We start from the raw sequence: 15,529 nt of genomic DNA on the forward strand, positions 1-15,529 counted from the left end.
GGCGTATAGCGGGCGGATGTCAAAACAACCCGAATCCAAGGCTGGGACCGCCGAAGAGGTGGTGCCGGAGTGCCCAGATTGCGGCAAGCCGCTGCCGCTGTGCATCTGCGACAGCATTGAGCCGATCGAGAGCCGCATTTCGCTGCTGATCCTGCAGCATCCGCAAGAGCAGGACAGGGCGCTCGGCACCGCGCGGCTGACCGCGCTCCATTTCAAGGATGCGGTCGTCAAGATCGGCTTGTCCTGGCCCAGCCTGTCCAAGGCGCTGGGACGGCCGGTGCACGACCCCTCGCGCTGGGCCGTGCTCTATCTCGGCTCGGCCAAGGTCAGCGAACTCGAGACCGACCGCGATATCGTCGCCATCAACCGCAAGGGCGAAGTCGAGCCCAACCAGCGCGCCATCCTCGGCGATATCGAGGGAATCGTGCTGCTGGATGGCACCTGGAGCCAGGCCAAGGCGCTGTGGTGGCGCAATGCGTGGATGCTGAAGTGCCAGCGGGTCATCCTCGGCCCCGAGCGCCCGTCGCGCTATGGCAAGCTCCGCAAGGAGCCGCGCCGCGACGGCCTGTCCACCATCGAGGCGGCGGGAATGCTGCTGGCCGGGCTGGAGAAGCGGCCGGATATCGCGGAGACGCTGAACGCCAGTTTTGAGCGGCTGCTGGCGAGGTACCTGGAGGTGCAGGCCGAAATGCCGGAACTGGCGCCGAAACCGAAGAAGAAGGATTACCGGCGCCGCAAGCGGGCCTGATCAAAGCGTTTTCGAGCGAAAGCCTGCCCCGGACTTGATCCGGGGTGGACACCGGTTCGCGTCAAGAAAACGCGTCAGATTCAAATATGGAACGAGCCTTAGGTCCTGACCTAAAGGCTCGGTCAATTGGTTGCCTATCGGGGAGAGGCCGTATATGAGTGCGCCCCGATGGGGCCACGTGGCGGAGTGGTTACGCAACGGTCTGCAAAACCGTGTACACCAGTTCAATTCTGGTCGTGGCCTCCAACAATTTCAAATACTTAGGCCATGGCCGTAAATCGATTGCCACCGGCGGGTAGCAAATCCGTTCTTATTCCGTGACGCGTACCCTGGCGAACGTCGCTTCCATGATATCGGCCGCTCGGCTGTCGGTGTTCGAGAACATATGGCTGTAGACCTTCAGGGTGATCGCTGGTCAGGCGTGCCCGATTCGGCGCAAGCACAGGAGCCATGAAGCCGCAGGACATGATGGCGACGCGGCATTGAGGCCAGAAGTCCGCCGGTTCACGCCCGGCGGGCTTTAACGTCCACCCATCACATTCCAGATGATCACCAGCGCGACGATCAGCAGCATGGCGAAGATTGCGCGCCGGTCGATGTGGTTCACTCCAGAACCTCGTATTCGAACGCCACGCCCTCAGGGTCGTTCTCCTGCAGCCACGTTTCCGCGGCGTCATCGCTTGCAAAGACCTTCAGGTGATCTTTGTCGCCAACCTGTTTCCTGGTGTCGACGTAAATCCAGACCGTCATAGCTGATCTCGTTTCAGCTTCCGGCGCCCCCAATGGGGATCCTTCCGTGACGAATTGAACTCCCGAGCGTAATGCCGGGTCAATGTCTTCATGAAGCCAATGCGAGCCCGCATCGTCGGTCCATTACGGTCAACTGCCAGCATGGGTTCGGAGATTGCAGTCTGCCATTTCGGCTCGGCGGCTCCCGTCTTCGGCAACTCGGTGATGCACGTCGCGGCATCCTCGAGCGTGACGAGATGCCCGCCGCCGGGCATGGTGATCGGATCGTCAAACCGGCGTTGCCAGCCCAACTCACTCACGCTGCAGTCTTGTCTTTTTTGTCCGCGCCACGCGCAACGATCTTGAGCATTTCGTCGAGTAACGGCCGCCGCAGCGGAATGCCGAAGCGACTCTACTTCTGGACGACGCTTCGGCTTTGTTCACGAATGAGCGCATTGTAGCGGTCGATCTGGCCGGCAAGTCTCGACCAGCTAGATGCGAGATTTCTCAGAACCTGGGCTTGCGCTTCACTGTGCGCCAGGCCCATTAAGCGAACACATTCGGCCGACTGATCTCGACAATGCTGCGGGCTGTCCATGAATTAAATCCCTCATCCGCGATGCCAATATTCAAAAAGTCAATATTTCAACCGACGGCGCCCAGGGGATAAGCCCCACGGACGGTATATCATTAGGGGTACCCCTAAGTCCGTGCCGGGTAGGCTATACGGGGAACGCGCTGCGACAAATTCACGGCGAGGTGAGGAACAAAATTTGGGCACCGCGAAATTCAGCTTGGGGCACTTAGGCTTAAAACGCGGACACCATCTGTTCGCCACAGGAGAACAAACAGCGGCACGGTCAAACGACTTCTACCTTAGACTTGGTCCCGCGGCTTTTAGACCAATTGGCGCAGGACAAAACGACACACGGCGGGCAGTATCGGATCGTCGAAAGGCCTCGACCACGGCACTAGCGATAGCCCATCGCCGCGGCGGGCGACTTGTTCCTGTGAAGGTCCGGCCGGACGTCGGCGCCTCTCTTGCCACAGGCCTTACATGCGAAGATCGGTCTGCGCTGATCGCGATCGAATGGCTGCAACGATAGTCCGCGCAATAGACCAGCCGGTGAGGGCCCGATGACCGCATTTCCCCAAGGGTGATTTTCTGTTGGCGCTGTACTTTCACCGCTGCCACCGTGATTGCAACCGGACCGCTTAGTGTATGCGTAATCAGGTGGTGCGAAGGACAGGGGTGGGGCTCAAAAGCCCAACAAAATCATACTCTGTTGTATGGGACGGTATGGGCTGGGACCAACCAAGTAGAACTGCAAAACCGTTTACACCAGTTCAATTCTGGTCACGGCCTCCATCCATATAATCAAAGGCTTGCGCCTGACATATAAGAGGCCGGACGAAGCCTTCGGCCTCAGCAGACGGCGTACCAACCGGCGGGAAACGGAACCAGCGGCCAGGGCGAACGATTGTCGTTGGCTGCGCGCGGCGGTTTGTTGAGCGGCAGGCTGAGGGGCGAGGTCTGAGGCAAAAGATCCTCCTCCGGTACGGGCGCAATGGCCGTTTTCACGGCATCCAGCAAAAGGTCGAATTCAACTTCACTCATCGCGCTCTCCGGGTTCGAGAGCGCATCGTCCCAAAACTGTTTTGTTTCCGGATTGAACCGATCGATCGAATTTTATCGATCAGGCCATCACGGCAAATATGGTTACTGAGGTCTTGATTTCCCGGAGCGAAACCTAGACCGGGGCCGCCAAAACCAAATGTGAGAAAAATCACATTTGGAAAAATCTATTTCACGTATTTGCCCCGATGACGCCGGCGCGACCATGGCGCCGACCGAAACGGGGAGAGACAGTTATGAACGCCAGTTTCACACGATTTGCGGTCCGCGCCAATCCAGCCTTCGCGCTCGCGCTCTTGCTGACGCTCTTCGCGGCCGGCTCGGCGCATGCGATCGGCACGCCCGAACAGCGCAAGGCGTGCACGCCGGATGTCTATCGCCTCTGCCCCGGCGAAATCCCGAACGTGCGTGCCATCACCGCCTGCCTGCGCCGGCAGAAGGCAAGTCTCAGCGAGGCGTGCCGGGCGTATTTTGAGCAGTGAGGGTGAGCGTCGCGGCCAATTGGATCCGGGAAAACCCGTCCACATCTTGAGCAGGCCTGCTCAAATCTCAGGCTCGCCCAATCCAATTTTTTGTACGTCCCCGGACAAGCTTTCCCCCGTCCGTTCCCCGTAGCCTTTCCTTCAAGCTTTGGAACATGGCAGGCGCCATGACAACGTCGAAGGAGCTGGCAACATGCGTAAATGGCTGTTTGGGGATGCACGGCGCGCGTCACTTCCGTGGCGCAGGGCTGTTCTTGGTAAGGTTGTCTTTGGGGCGATCGTCGCCGCGGGATTTCTGGCACCTGTTGGCGCACAGGCGGCGCCGGCGGGCTGCGCGGCGCTAGCGGAGAAATATCCGGACTGGAAAGGCAAGACGCTGGTCAATGCGATCAACCCGCATACGCCCGGCTATGAAGCGATCGATCCCAAGGATCCCAACAAATATATCGGCTTCGACATCGATCTCGGCGAGGAGATCGGCGAATGCCTCGGCTTTAAGATGACCTACAAGGCCGTGACGTTTGCGGCGTTGCTGACGACGCTGGCGAGCGGCCAGGCCGACATCGTGATCTCCGACATCTACGCCACCGAGGAACGCGCCAAGGCGGGCGACTTCATCACCTACTCAAAGGTGTTCGACGGCGTGCTGGTCGCCAAGGGCAATCCGAAGAAGATCACCGGCATCAACACCACGATGTGCGGCGCGGCGGCAGCCGAAAACACTGGCTTCGTCGAAGTGCCGCTGGTGCAGGCGCTGATCCCGACCTGTAAGGCCGAAGGCAAGCCGGAGCCGACGCTGCAGCTCTATGACAACAACGCCAACTGCATACAGGCGATCCTGGCCGGTCGCGCCGACACCTACGTCAACGACGTCAACACCGTCGATAACGCGGTCAAGGCCAACCCCGACAAGCTCGAGAAGGCGATTGCGGTGACGATCCCATACTCGGTCGGCATCGCCGTGCCCAAGGACAAGCCAAAATTCCGCGAAGCGGTCATGGCCGTGATGATGGAAATCTACAAGTCAGGCGACCAGGCCGCGCTGCTCAAGAAGTGGGAGCTCGATCCCAACAACCTCAAGGAACCGGGCCTCCTGACGGTCAATTGATGTCGTTGTTCCTGCACTATCTCAGTCTGCCGTATCTGCTCGAGGGCATCGCCGTCACGCTTCAGGTGACCGCCCTCGGGCTCGGCGGCGGACTGATCCTTGGTTTGATCCTGGCCTCGATGCAGCTCAGCCGGTTCTGGTGGCTTTCGGCAATCGCGCGAGGCTACACCGTGATCTTCCGCGGCACGCCGTTGATCCTGCAGATGGTGTTTGCCTATGACGCCCTGCCGCATATCGGCATCAAGCTGCCGGCGATCATCGCCGCCGGCCTCGCGCTGGCCTGCAATGAGGCGCCGTTCATCGCCGAAATGCTGCGGGCCGGCGTGCTCGGCGTCGATCGCGGGCAGGTGCTGGCGGGGCAGGCGCTCGGCATGACGCCGGCGGTGCTGATGCGGCGGGTGATCGCGCCGCAGGCGATCCGCACCATGATTCCTGCATTTGGCAATGAATCGGTCAGCGCGCTGAAGAATTCGTCGCTGGCCTCCGTGATCGCGGTGCAGGAATTGACGTTGCGCAGCACGCAGCTGGCGTCCTCGACCTTCGATTTCTTCTCGATCTTTTTCGCCTCCGGCCTGCTTTATCTGGTGCTGACCGGGGCCGTCAGCGTCATCCAGCTGTTCCTGGAATGGCTGCTCGATCTCGATCGCACCAGGCAGGAGCGGCGGTTGGCCGACTATCTGCCATGGCGGCGCGTCGACCGAAAAATCGATCTGGTGGAAAAGACCGCGCCGCCGCTCGACGCCGATCCGGTGGTGCCGCCGCCGCGGGCGCTGACCCGCGAAGACCGCGCCAAGCGCGCCGTCACCATCGCGCGCAACAATATCGCCGTCGACGTCAAGGATTTGCGCAAGGACTACGGCGCGCAGACCGTGCTGGATGGCCTCGACCTGACGGTCCGCATCGGCGAGGTGGTGGCGCTGCTGGGTCCGAGCGGCTCGGGCAAGAGCACGTTGCTCCGCTGCATCAATCATCTGGAGAGCTGGGATTCCGGAACCGTGCGCGTCGGCGGCCGCCGTCTCGGCTTTCGCGACGATGGCCGGCCGCTATCGCCGCGCGACATCGCCAATGAGCGCGCCGGCGTCGGCGTCGGCATGGTGTTCCAGCAGTTCAACCTGTTCGGTCATCTGACCGCCCGCGACAACGTTGCCGGGCCGCTGCGCTGGGTGCACGGTATGACCAGGGTCGACGCCGACCGCCGCGCCAACGAACTGCTCGACCGGGTCGGCCTCAGCCACCGCGCCGATGCGCTGCCGCGGCATCTCTCCGGCGGGCAGCAGCAGCGCGTCGCCATCGCGCGCGCTCTGGCGCCGAACCCGAGCGTGCTGCTGCTGGACGAGCCGACTTCGGCGCTCGATCCCGAACTCGTCAACGAGGTGCTGGAGGTGATCCGTCGGCTCGCGGTCGACGACGGCCTGACCATGATCATCTCAACCCATCAGATCCGCTTCGCCGACGAAGTCGCTGACCGCGTTGCGTTTCTCAGTGGCGGCGCGATTGTGGAGGAGGGCCCGGCGCACGAGGTTCTCTCCAATCCGCGCCACCCGCTCACCGCGCGCTTTCTCAGCGTGGTGGAATCCGACAAGGCGCCGGAGGCGGTGCGATGACACGCCCTGCGCCGTTTCGATCTCAAGACCCCGCGATATCAGGGTTTCCCCAGGAGGCACTTACATGAGGCACTTTACGCTGCCGGTTTCACCGGCGACCGTTCACTGGGGCTATTTCAGCAAGAAGGTCTCACCGGCGCTGACGCTGCGCTCGGGCGACCGCGCCACCATCGAAACGCTGACCCATCACGCCAACGATGATTACGAGCGGATGATCGCCAATGATCCCGGCGCGGAAAGCGTGTTTCACTGGACCCGCGAACACAAGGCGGTGGCCCGCCGTGGCTCTGGCCCGACCGAAGGCCCGTTCATTCGCGGCGCGGGCGAGGGTGTCGGCGTTCATCTGTTGACCGGACCGGTCGCAATCAAAAACGCCGAGCCCGGCGATGTCCTGGAAGTGCGGATTCTCGACATCCGGCCGCGGCCTGCCTGCCACGCCTGCCATGCCGGCCGCTGCTTTGGCTCCAACGCGGCGGCGAATTGGGGCTTTCACTACCACGACCTGATCGAGGAGCCGAAGCCGCGCGAGGTCATCACGATCTTCGAACTCGACACTTCAGGCGAGCCGTTTGCGAAGGCTGTCTACAATTATGTCTGGACCCCGCAAACCGATCCGGACGGCATCGTTCATTCCACCATCGATTATCCCGGCGTACGGGTCGACCACACCACGATCCGCAAGCGGGAGAACATCCTGACCAGCGTCAAGGTGCCGGCGCGGCTGCATTTCGGCACCATGGGGCTGGCGCCGTCGGAAGCCGATTTCGTCAGCTCGATTCCGCCGAGCTACACCGGCGGCAATATCGACGACTGGCGGGTGGGGAAGGGCGCGCGGATGTATTATCCGGTCGCGGTACCCGGTGCGTTCTTCTCGGTCGGCGATCCCCATGCCGCCCAAGGCGACAGCGAACTCGGCGGCACCGCGATCGAGACCTCGCTGACCGGGGATTTCGAGTTCATCCTGCACAAGAAGGGCGATCTCGCCGGGACAACCCTTGAGGGTCTCACCCATCCGATGCTCGAAACCGACCAGGCATGGTCGGTCTACGGCTTCACCTATCCGAACTATCTGGCCGAACTTGGCGCCAACGCCCAAACCGAGATCGCCAACCACTCGAGCCTCGACCGCGCCATGCGCGACGCGTTCCGAAAACTGCGCCGGTTCCTGATGACCGTGCACGGGCTGAGCGAAGATGAGGCGATTTCGCTGATGTCGGTGGGAGCGGATTTTGGCGTCACACAGGTCGTGGACGCCAATTGGGGCGTTCACGGCACGATCCGCAAGAACGTCTTCAGGTGCGATTAATGCATTGAACGAAAACGGCTTTTTGCCGTCGGGGAGAAAATGAGCGTGGTTTTGACGCCGCCGTCGTGGCGCGCAATCGCGGCCGTCTGGCATGGGGGTTGCTTCGCTCCACCAAGGTGGGTCGATGCGATGAGCTTCCGTCCGTTCACAAGTGAATCCTATGCCAGAGATGACCGCCCCGAGGCATGGCGGGACGTCCTGAGCGCGGTCGGCCTGCAGCCGGCATCTTCGAACGTCTTTTATGACGGGCACGCAACGGCGTCGCATCGCAACGCGGTTGGCGTGGCGCTGACCAGAATTTCGGCGGGATCGCAGGGCATATCGCCGCTGCCGCAATCCGGCGATGGCCTGCCGATCGCGCTGTTGCCGACGGAAGACGGCGTGGTGCTGCGGCAGGGCGCCAGCCATCGGATCATTCCCGCCGGCCATCTCTTGCTGCTGCCGCGCAGCGGCGACTGGAGCGTGATCTTCCAGCGCGACATGCGCGCGATCGTTCTCTCCGTGACATCGGAAGCGTTGCATGGCCGCATCACCGGCAAGTCGAGATTCGACGAAGCCCGCGTCGTGTCGCCGGGTGGGCTCGCGGATGTGTTCTCCCGCATGCTCGATGCCACGGCGCGAACGCTGGAATCGCTCGCGGATGTGGAATGGGCCGCGGTCGCGCAAAGTCTCGCCGATTTGCTGCTGACCTTGACGCACCAGTTCGCGGGTCCGGCATCGGAAGCCAGCCACACCGCGACGCAGGCGGCGATCCTGCACCGGATCTGTCAGACCATCGAGCGCAGGCTCGACGATCGCGAGCTCGCGCCGGCGCGCGTTGCGCAGTCGGAAGGAATCTCCGAGCGCTATCTGCAAAAATTGTTCGAAGGCGTCGGCGATAATTTTACCCATTATGTTCGGGAGCGGAGGCTGCAGCGGGCCTGGGCCGATCTGTCCAATCCTGCCGAGTCGCATCGCTCGATCTCGGAAATCGCCTATCGCTATGGGTTTGGCGATTCCGCGCATTTCAGCCGGACGTTTCGCCACCGTTTCGGATTGCCGCCGCGTGAATTCCGCCAGCAGGAGGCCGAACGCGCCGCGCCGCCGTCCCACGCGTCGGGCCAGCGCGGCTGGCCGCAGGATGCGCTGGCCCAGTTGCGTGCGCATCCGGCCAGCGGCACCACGCCAAAGCTTGCAGCGCTCGCGGCGCTAGGATCCGATGAATGCCGCAACGAAGCCGACCGATCCCACCATCATATCGCGGTGGAGGCCAAGCGGGTGCACTGGGGCTATTTCAGCCGCAGCTTGCCGCCGCAGATCGAAATCAATTCAGGCGATACCGTCACCATCGAAACCCTGTCGCAGCATGCCTCCGACGATCCGGAGCGGATGATCGCGGGCGATGCCGGCGCTGAAAGCGTGTTCGGCTGGACCAGGCAGCAGAAGAATGTGGATCGGCGCGGCGCCGGCCCGATGGACGCATCCGTGTTCGGCCGCGGCGCGGGCGAGGGGTTCGGCGTGCACATCTGCACCGGGCCGATCGCCGTGAAGGAAGCGCAGCCCGGCGACGTGCTCGAGGTGCGTATCCTCGACATCGTGCCGCGGCCGAGCCGCAACCCCCATTATCAGGGCCGGGTGTTCGGCTCCAGCGTCGCCGCGTGGTGGGGCTATCACTATGACGAATTTCTCGCAGGCCCCAAGCCGCGCGAAGTGGTGACGATCTACGAAGTTTTCGATTCCGGCGAAACGCCGCATGCCCGCGCGCTGTATTCCTACCGCTGGGAACCGCAGACCGATCCGTTCGGCGTGGTCCACACCACCTATGACTATCCCGGCGTTCCCGTCGCAAGCGGCAGCGTGAAGCGCCGGCACGCCGTGCTCGACGGCATCAGCATTCCCTTGCGCCCGCATTTCGGCGTGATCGCGGTGGCGCCGCGCGAGCACGATTTCGTCGATTCCGTGCCGCCGTCCTATTTCGGCGGCAACCTCGACAATTGGCGGCTCGGCAAGGGCGCGGCCGTCTATCTGCCGGTCTCGGTGCCCGGTGCATTATTGTCGGTCGGCGATCCCCATGCCGCCCAGGGCGACGGCGAATTGAGCGGCACGGCGATCGAATGTTCGATGACCGGGACGTTCCAGGTCATCCTGCACAAGAAGGGCAATCTCGCGGGACGTCCGTTCGCCGATCTCAGCTATCCCCTGATCGAGACCGAAACCGACTGGGTGCTGACCGGATTCAGCCACCCGAATTATCTCGCCGAATTCGGCGCGCAGGGGCAAAGCGAGGTCTACGCGACATCCTCGCTCGATCTCGCGATGAAGGACGCGTTCCGGAAAATGCGCCGCTTCCTGATGAACGTGAAGGGGTTGAGCGAAGACGAGGCGATCGCGCTGATGTCGGCGGCGGTCGACTTCGGCGTCACCCAGGTCGTCGACGGCAATTGGGGCGTGCACGCGATCCTGAGCAAGCGGCTGTTCCAGGATGCGCCCTAGGCGAAGAGCAAGAGGATCACGAAATTGAAATTCCACATGATCGCAGGCGGGCCAAAGCCCGTCGCACCGTTCAGCCACGCCGTCGAGACCGACGGCTTTGTCTTCGTCACCGGCCAGATGCCGGACACCCCCGCAACGCCCGGCGTCCTGCCCGACGGAATCGTCGCGCAGACAAACGCGGTGATGGAGAATCTACGCGTCGTACTCGCAGGCCTCGGCCTCGGCTTCGAGCACATCGTGATGGCGCGGATCTATCTCACCCGCTTCAGCCAGGACTACGCTGCGATGAACGACACCTACCGCGGCTATTTCCCGCCGGACCGGCTGCCGGCGCGGACCTGTGTGGGCGTGACCGGGCTCGCCTATGACGCGCTGATCGAGATCGATCTGGTGTGCCGGCGACCTTAGCGGTCACGAACAAGCCGCCGCATCTCGTTTCGCTCACGCGACCGCGACAAAACGATACTCCACATTCCGCTGCGATGCGTCAGTTGAACCTCGGATCCCTACATTTGTACGTGTAGGTGGGAGGATCGTTGTTCAAATCGGCGTAGGTTTGAATTGCAAGCACCACGTAAACGATCCTCCAGCAGCCTGAGCCCGGATCGAGGTTGTTCGGCAGGTAATCTGAGGGATTGTTTTTCGCGGAGTTGGTGTCGCCGTATTTGATCAATTCCTGGACCCAGTAGCCCGGACAAAGGGGGGCCGGTGCGTCGCTTGATGGATCGGGCAGGAACAACAATGCGAACGTGTACTGAGCGACCACGTCGTTTTCCCAGTTCGGATCGATGGTTTTGGCCTGCTCGGGGACGACGCCCCAATTGGGCGGTCCCCAGGGCGGGCTCGCACCAAACGGCGCGATCGTGATCCCCCACTCGTCACTCGCGGTGGTTGTCGTGCTGCTGGCATAGCCGGCGCTGCCGCCGATCATCAAATTACCTTGGTTCTCGAGACCACCGAAGAACGGCACGCCGGCCTTCACATCCCAGACAAGTCCGACCGCCATCGAGGCCTGGATGTTCCAGGAAAGCACGTCCACGGTGCCCTGAACCGCCGTGAACGCCTCGCCGCTCACAGCGCCTAGACTCCAGCTGAACTCCAGGAACTTCTGCGGGGTGTCGGACCCGACCGCGAAGTCGAACGCCGCCGGCCAGATCACCGTACCGAAATAGTCGGTGATCTCGCCGTTGGTCAGCGCCGCCATCGTGACGTTGATTCCGCACGGCGTGCCGTCCGGACGCGGGCCATCGATCGTGTATGTCATGAGATCACCGGGCGTCACCATGAACGGAATGTAGGAGTTCGGCGCCGATGTGCCGATCTGTGCCGTGCTCGAGGCGAAGATCGGCGCTTGCGGTGCATAGGATCCGACACTCTGCGAACCGTCCGAGATGGTCTGGCCTTGCGCATCGAGGAACTTGATATTCGTGATCGAGACCGACGATCCCGCACTCCAGAATGTTCCGGCCGGGACCACAGCCTGCCCGATCTGTGGCGTCACGGGCTGCACGCCGCTGTCCTTCACCCCGCTCACCGGCGCGCCGGCGTCCTTGACGACGCTCACCATCGAGCTCTGCTGGCCCTCGACGGCCAAGGTCGAGGTGCTCGATGAACCCCAGGTCGCTGCCGCGCTCCAGTTGAGTGCGAAGTCCCACGCGACGCCCGCAGTTCCGCCGTCGCCGAGGGCTTCGCCCCCGGCCCAGATGCCCACCTGGCCCTCGCTCGTCAGGCTCACGCCGATATTGACGGTTTGCTGCGTAGCGCTTTGCTGGCTCGATTGGGTCCCGTACACCATCGACCCGAGGTCGTTGCTGGTGCCCTCGAATTGCCAGCCGATCACGTTCGCGGCCGGCATCGGCAGCGGCCCATCGATGATCCCGGTCACCACCACGGTCGAGCCGCCATCCTGCGTCGTCAGAGCGATGTTACAGTAGTTCGCCATCGACACGGCGCTTCCATACGTGATTGACTGCGCAACGGTGGTGCCGCCATAAAACACCAGCTGCAGAAGCGGGTACGACGTGCTGGTCATCGTGCCGTTCTGCGTTATGTTCTTGCTCGTCGTCGTTGTCGGATTCGAGGTGTCGACGATGAACAGCGACGTTGCGGGCGTAGAGGTGTTTGATGACTGTGCCGATTGCGTGGTCTGCGCGAGGTATTGAAGTTGCGCATAGGTGTTGAAGAGATGGAAGACCAGAGAATCCTCCTCCTGCTTGGTCCCGCCCTCAAGCGACGAACCGCTGGCCACCAGCCGGCCCGCGGGGTCGGATAAAAGCGTCAGAGGGGATTTGGTGGTCGGCGTGCTCGACCAGGCGAGCGCGAATGGCACCGTGAGGGGCGAGCCGGTATCATCAAGCGGGCAGGTGACGGCCATTTGGAACGGGGTTTTTCCGGAATGGTCCTCCATGGTGAGCGTGAGAAGCATCACGAGATTGAGGAGCAGCGGATTGTTGCCGTCGGTGCTGGCGCCGTTCACCTGCGGCGTGACCGCGATGCTGCAGATGTTGCCGAAGCTGTTGCCGTTGCGGCCCGTGACGGCCGGAAGCAGCGCGCCGAGCTCGAGGGCGGAGAACGCCCGCATGGCGCGCGCGGGCCAGATTCCGAACGTGCCTGCGAGCGTCGTGGTCATGGAGTTCGGCAACTGATCGGCCACGTAGTAAAGCCCGATGGCTCCCAGATTGAAGGGATTGCCTCCGCACGGGAACGCCACCAGAAACGCCTGCGATCCAAGCGAGACGGCGCTCACGCACGCCCCGTCCGGTGCCGGCATGATCGCCTGGTTGTCGTCGCACAGGACCAGGCCGGCCGACCAATTCACCGTTGGTGAAGTTGAGGTTCCGCCCGACGATGGCTGGGTGACATCCGTCGCCGACGTGGCCATGACACCGGCGTTCGGCTGAGCCCAGAACAGATAGAGCGCCGGGAGGGACTGGAGGGACTGAATCGCCAGCGCGCACGTGCCCTTGGTCTGCGGCCAAAAACTGTCCGGCAGCGCAAGCCGGCTGTTAGACCATGATACCTTGTTTCCGAGGCTCGAAGCGGTGAAGCCGGTCGCGGCCGTGTAGATCGATTGCTGAATATCGGACTTGTCGTCGCCGCCGATCACGAAGATGTTCGGCCCGAACAGCGTGGCCGCATTCCCCCGCGGCCTCTCGCCAAACCCGAGCTGGATTTCCTGATTTTGTGCAGGCGTGGCCATTCCCGTATGTCCCTTCATGACAGATACTTCCGCCCGAGAGGTTACAGTCGATTCTTGTGATCAGTAAGACGGGCGGTACGCTCGTCCCACACCTTGTGCGCGCGTGAGCAACGCGACTGAACCGAAGCGCAGGTGACGCCGATGACGGGTGCGCAGAGTCGTAAACCGGGGAACGGGCGATGATTAGCCAGGCCATATTCGCGCGCCAGCTCAGAGCGTGTGAATGTTTTGATTCCAGGCATTTGCAACGGCTGACGCTGTATGATTCCATCGATGTGGTAGCTGAATCGGTGAGCTTGCGATGGCCGACGAAGGTTTGTTCGAGGAATTGCCCGAACAGAAGAGACCGCAACCGGAGGGCCGCGGTACGCCGCGGCTGCGGGTTCCGGAGCGCAGCCAGATCGATACGCATTGGGCGTCGCTGGACGATCTGATACCGGATGACCATCCGGTACGGGCGGTCTGGTCCTTTGTTCAAGGACTTGATCTGTCGGCGCTCCACGAAGCGATCAAAGCCCGCGAAGGGCAGCCGGGCCATCCGCCGGCTGCGCCGGAGTTGCTGATGGCGCTCTGGCTATGGGCCACGGTCGATGGCGTCGGCAGCGCCCGCCGGCTGGATCAATTGTGTCGGGATCATCTGGTTTACCGCTGGCTGTGCGGCGGCGTCTCCATGAACTATCACAGCCTGTCCGACTTCCGGATCGCGCATCGGGCGGTCCTGGATCAGCTGCTGGCGCGCGGTGTCGCCTCGCTGGTGGAAGCCGGATTGGTGTCGCTGGATATCCTGGCGCAGGACGGATTGCGGGTGCGCGCATCTACCGGAACGGGCTCGTTCCGCCGGCGCAAACGGCTGGAGGAACTGCGGACGGCGGCGCAGGCACGGGTGGCTCGGCTGCGCGCCGAACTCGAAGCTGACCCCGGCTCAGGCGACAAGGTGCGGCGCGCGGCGCAAGAACGGGCGGCGCGCGAACGCGAGGCCCGCATCGTGGCGGCTCAGGAGCGCATGCAGGAGCTGGAGGCCGAACGGGCCCGCCGGAAGAATACCAACAAGCAGGAAGTGGCCAAGCAGAAGGAGCCGCGGGCTTCGACGACGGACGCCGAGGCCCGGGTGATGAAGATGGCCGATGGCGGCTTCCGTCCCGCCTACAACATGCAAATTGTGGCTGAGCCGACCAGCCAGCTGATTGTCGCTGTCGATATCGACACCAGCGGCTCGGATCGCGGCTTGGCGCGCCCGGCAATCGAGGGCTTGCGCGCCCGCGACTGCAGGCCTTCCGACTATCTGGTCGACGGCGGGTTCACCAAAAACGACGATATCGAGTGGACGCATGCAACCGGTACGACGTTGTGGTGTCCGCCTGGGCATACCAAGCACGGCACCGATCCGTATGCGCCGAAGCCGGGCGACAGTGTAGCGGTGGCCGATTGGCGCAAGCGCATGGGGAGCGATCTCGGCAAAAACATCTATCGACGCAGAGCTGAGCACGAGTGCATCAATGCCTATGCCCGGCGCATGGGGCTCCAGCAGATCACGGTCCGCGGCAAAGACAAGGCACGCACGGTCCTGCTCTGGTTCGCGCTGGCCCACAACATGATGTGCAGCTTCAGATTACGTGCCGCAGCCCAGGTTCCGGCATAACAACGGGAGACAAAGGGCAGAAAAGCCGCACTCCCAATCAACTCACAATCGAGCCGCCGGCTCGAACCAGCCGAGCCGGCGGACCCGAAGATGCTTACCAACGGCTCCCCGCAGGATACATTCTCAGCCTCTCAGCTTGGCTACGGGGTACAGCTCGCGGCCCACCGGACCGGCGCCCGCGTTCCTGAATGTCATCGAGCGCAAGGGCATCAATGTCATTCTTTAGGCAACTCACCGCATCGGAAAGTTCGAATCCGCTGCGGGGGCAAATCTTACATTATTGATTTGATTCAGAGAATTGGTGGCTCCCCGGGCTGGATTCGAACCAGCGACCATTCGATTAACAGTCGAATGCTCTACCGCTGAGCTACCGAGGAACAGGCGAAACAATTGTTCGCGAGCCGGCAGCGTATAACAAAGCCTTCCGGGCTTGCAAAGGACCAAATGGCTGACTTGGGCATCGGCTCGCTTGGGCCGGAAAATCGCTGCAACACAAGGGTTTGCCGGCAGTTTTGCCCTGGCGGCAGACACAATTGGCAACCTGCCGGCGCAATTGGCCCATTCATCCGTGTCATGGCCCGGCCGCCAAATCGACTCATTCGGCCA

General features: G+C 62.5%; 12 protein-coding genes and 2 tRNA genes. 9 read left to right on the top strand and 5 right to left on the bottom strand.

Features of this window, described 5'->3' with window-relative positions; genetic code table 11:
* The first annotated feature begins 16 nt into the window (after positions 1-16).
* Both NL528_RS22285 and NL528_RS22290 read left to right on the top strand, forming a co-directional pair.
* Positions 17-748: a tRNA-uridine aminocarboxypropyltransferase gene (locus NL528_RS22285; protein WP_309176609.1), complete on the top strand. Its 732-nt coding sequence runs from the start codon at positions 17-19 to the stop codon at positions 746-748.
* A 172-nt stretch (positions 749-920) separates the two neighbouring features.
* Positions 921-994: transfer RNA gene (locus NL528_RS22290), tRNA-Cys, on the top strand.
* Between the two features lie 357 nt (positions 995-1,351).
* Here NL528_RS22290 and NL528_RS22295 read toward each other — a convergent pair.
* The 3 genes from NL528_RS22295 to NL528_RS22305 all read right to left on the bottom strand — a co-directional run bounded on the left by NL528_RS22295 (position 1,352) and on the right by NL528_RS22305 (position 3,095).
* On the bottom strand, positions 1,352-1,498 hold the full coding sequence (locus tag NL528_RS22295; RefSeq protein ID WP_309176610.1) for a hypothetical protein: 147 nt from the start codon (positions 1,496-1,498) through the stop codon (positions 1,352-1,354).
* Positions 1,495-1,797 (bottom strand): hypothetical protein, encoded by a 303-nt coding sequence (locus NL528_RS22300; protein ID WP_309176611.1) that lies wholly within the window; start codon positions 1,795-1,797, stop codon positions 1,495-1,497. Before NL528_RS22300 ends, NL528_RS22295 begins: the two co-directional genes overlap by 4 nt.
* Positions 1,798-2,903: 1,106 nt before the next feature.
* Positions 2,904-3,095, bottom strand: a complete 192-nt coding sequence (locus tag NL528_RS22305) for a hypothetical protein (protein ID WP_309176612.1) — start codon at positions 3,093-3,095, stop codon at positions 2,904-2,906.
* Positions 3,096-3,349: 254 nt separating this feature from the next.
* On the opposite strand from NL528_RS22305, the gene NL528_RS22310 reads away from it, so the two are divergent.
* The 6 genes from NL528_RS22310 (at position 3,350) to NL528_RS22335 (ending at position 10,493) form a co-directional block, all read left to right on the top strand.
* A complete protein-coding gene (locus NL528_RS22310) occupies positions 3,350-3,595 on the top strand; it encodes a hypothetical protein (RefSeq protein ID WP_074276987.1) in 246 nt (81 codons plus the stop codon).
* Positions 3,596-3,788: 193 nt separating this feature from the next.
* Positions 3,789-4,703, top strand: coding sequence for an ABC transporter substrate-binding protein (locus NL528_RS22315; protein WP_309176613.1), 915 nt, complete (start codon positions 3,789-3,791; stop codon positions 4,701-4,703).
* Positions 4,703-6,307 carry an amino acid ABC transporter permease/ATP-binding protein gene (locus tag NL528_RS22320; RefSeq protein WP_309176614.1) on the top strand — a complete coding sequence of 535 codons (1,605 nt, stop codon included), beginning with the start codon at positions 4,703-4,705 and terminating at the stop codon, positions 6,305-6,307. The genes NL528_RS22315 and NL528_RS22320 overlap by 1 nt, the downstream gene beginning before the upstream one ends.
* Positions 6,308-6,371: 64 nt before the next feature.
* Positions 6,372-7,613, top strand: coding sequence for an acetamidase/formamidase family protein (locus NL528_RS22325; protein WP_309176615.1), 1,242 nt, complete (start codon positions 6,372-6,374; stop codon positions 7,611-7,613).
* A 129-nt stretch (positions 7,614-7,742) separates the two neighbouring features.
* Positions 7,743-10,085 carry an acetamidase/formamidase family protein gene (locus NL528_RS22330; protein ID WP_309185010.1) on the top strand — a complete coding sequence of 781 codons (2,343 nt, stop codon included), beginning with the start codon at positions 7,743-7,745 and terminating at the stop codon, positions 10,083-10,085.
* Positions 10,086-10,109: 24 nt separating this feature from the next.
* On the top strand, positions 10,110-10,493 hold the full coding sequence (locus tag NL528_RS22335) for a RidA family protein (protein WP_309176616.1): 384 nt from the start codon (positions 10,110-10,112) through the stop codon (positions 10,491-10,493).
* 79 nt (positions 10,494-10,572) lie between these two features.
* Here the strand turns inward: NL528_RS22335 and NL528_RS22340 are convergent, their stop codons facing one another.
* Positions 10,573-13,284, bottom strand: coding sequence for a hypothetical protein (locus NL528_RS22340; RefSeq protein WP_309176617.1), 2,712 nt, complete (start codon positions 13,282-13,284; stop codon positions 10,573-10,575).
* 301 nt (positions 13,285-13,585) lie between these two features.
* On the opposite strand from NL528_RS22340, the gene NL528_RS22345 reads away from it, so the two are divergent.
* Positions 13,586-14,923, top strand: a complete 1,338-nt coding sequence (locus NL528_RS22345) for an IS1182 family transposase (protein ID WP_309176618.1) — start codon at positions 13,586-13,588, stop codon at positions 14,921-14,923.
* Between the two features lie 302 nt (positions 14,924-15,225).
* Here NL528_RS22345 and NL528_RS22350 read toward each other — a convergent pair.
* Positions 15,226-15,300, bottom strand: a tRNA-Asn gene (locus tag NL528_RS22350).
* Positions 15,301-15,529: the final 229 nt, after the last annotated feature.

The sequence above is a fragment of the Bradyrhizobium sp. Ash2021 genome (assembly GCF_031202265.1).
Classification (GTDB): domain Bacteria; phylum Pseudomonadota; class Alphaproteobacteria; order Rhizobiales; family Xanthobacteraceae; genus Bradyrhizobium.

Coding starts and splice junctions, on each gene's coding strand:
- NL528_RS22285 (WP_309176609.1), top strand. CDS start 17: ATGTCAAAACAACCCGAATCCAAGGCTGGGACCGCCGAAGAGGTGGTG.
- NL528_RS22295 (WP_309176610.1), bottom strand. CDS start 1,498: ATGACGGTCTGGATTTACGTCGACACCAGGAAACAGGTTGGCGACAAA.
- NL528_RS22305 (WP_309176612.1), bottom strand. CDS start 3,095: ATGAGTGAAGTTGAATTCGACCTTTTGCTGGATGCCGTGAAAACGGCC.
- NL528_RS22310 (WP_074276987.1), top strand. CDS start 3,350: ATGAACGCCAGTTTCACACGATTTGCGGTCCGCGCCAATCCAGCCTTC.
- NL528_RS22315 (WP_309176613.1), top strand. CDS start 3,789: ATGCGTAAATGGCTGTTTGGGGATGCACGGCGCGCGTCACTTCCGTGG.
- NL528_RS22320 (WP_309176614.1), top strand. CDS start 4,703: ATGTCGTTGTTCCTGCACTATCTCAGTCTGCCGTATCTGCTCGAGGGC.
- NL528_RS22325 (WP_309176615.1), top strand. CDS start 6,372: ATGAGGCACTTTACGCTGCCGGTTTCACCGGCGACCGTTCACTGGGGC.
- NL528_RS22330 (WP_309185010.1), top strand. CDS start 7,743: ATGAGCTTCCGTCCGTTCACAAGTGAATCCTATGCCAGAGATGACCGC.
- NL528_RS22340 (WP_309176617.1), bottom strand. CDS start 13,284: ATGGCCACGCCTGCACAAAATCAGGAAATCCAGCTCGGGTTTGGCGAG.
- NL528_RS22345 (WP_309176618.1), top strand. CDS start 13,586: ATGGCCGACGAAGGTTTGTTCGAGGAATTGCCCGAACAGAAGAGACCG.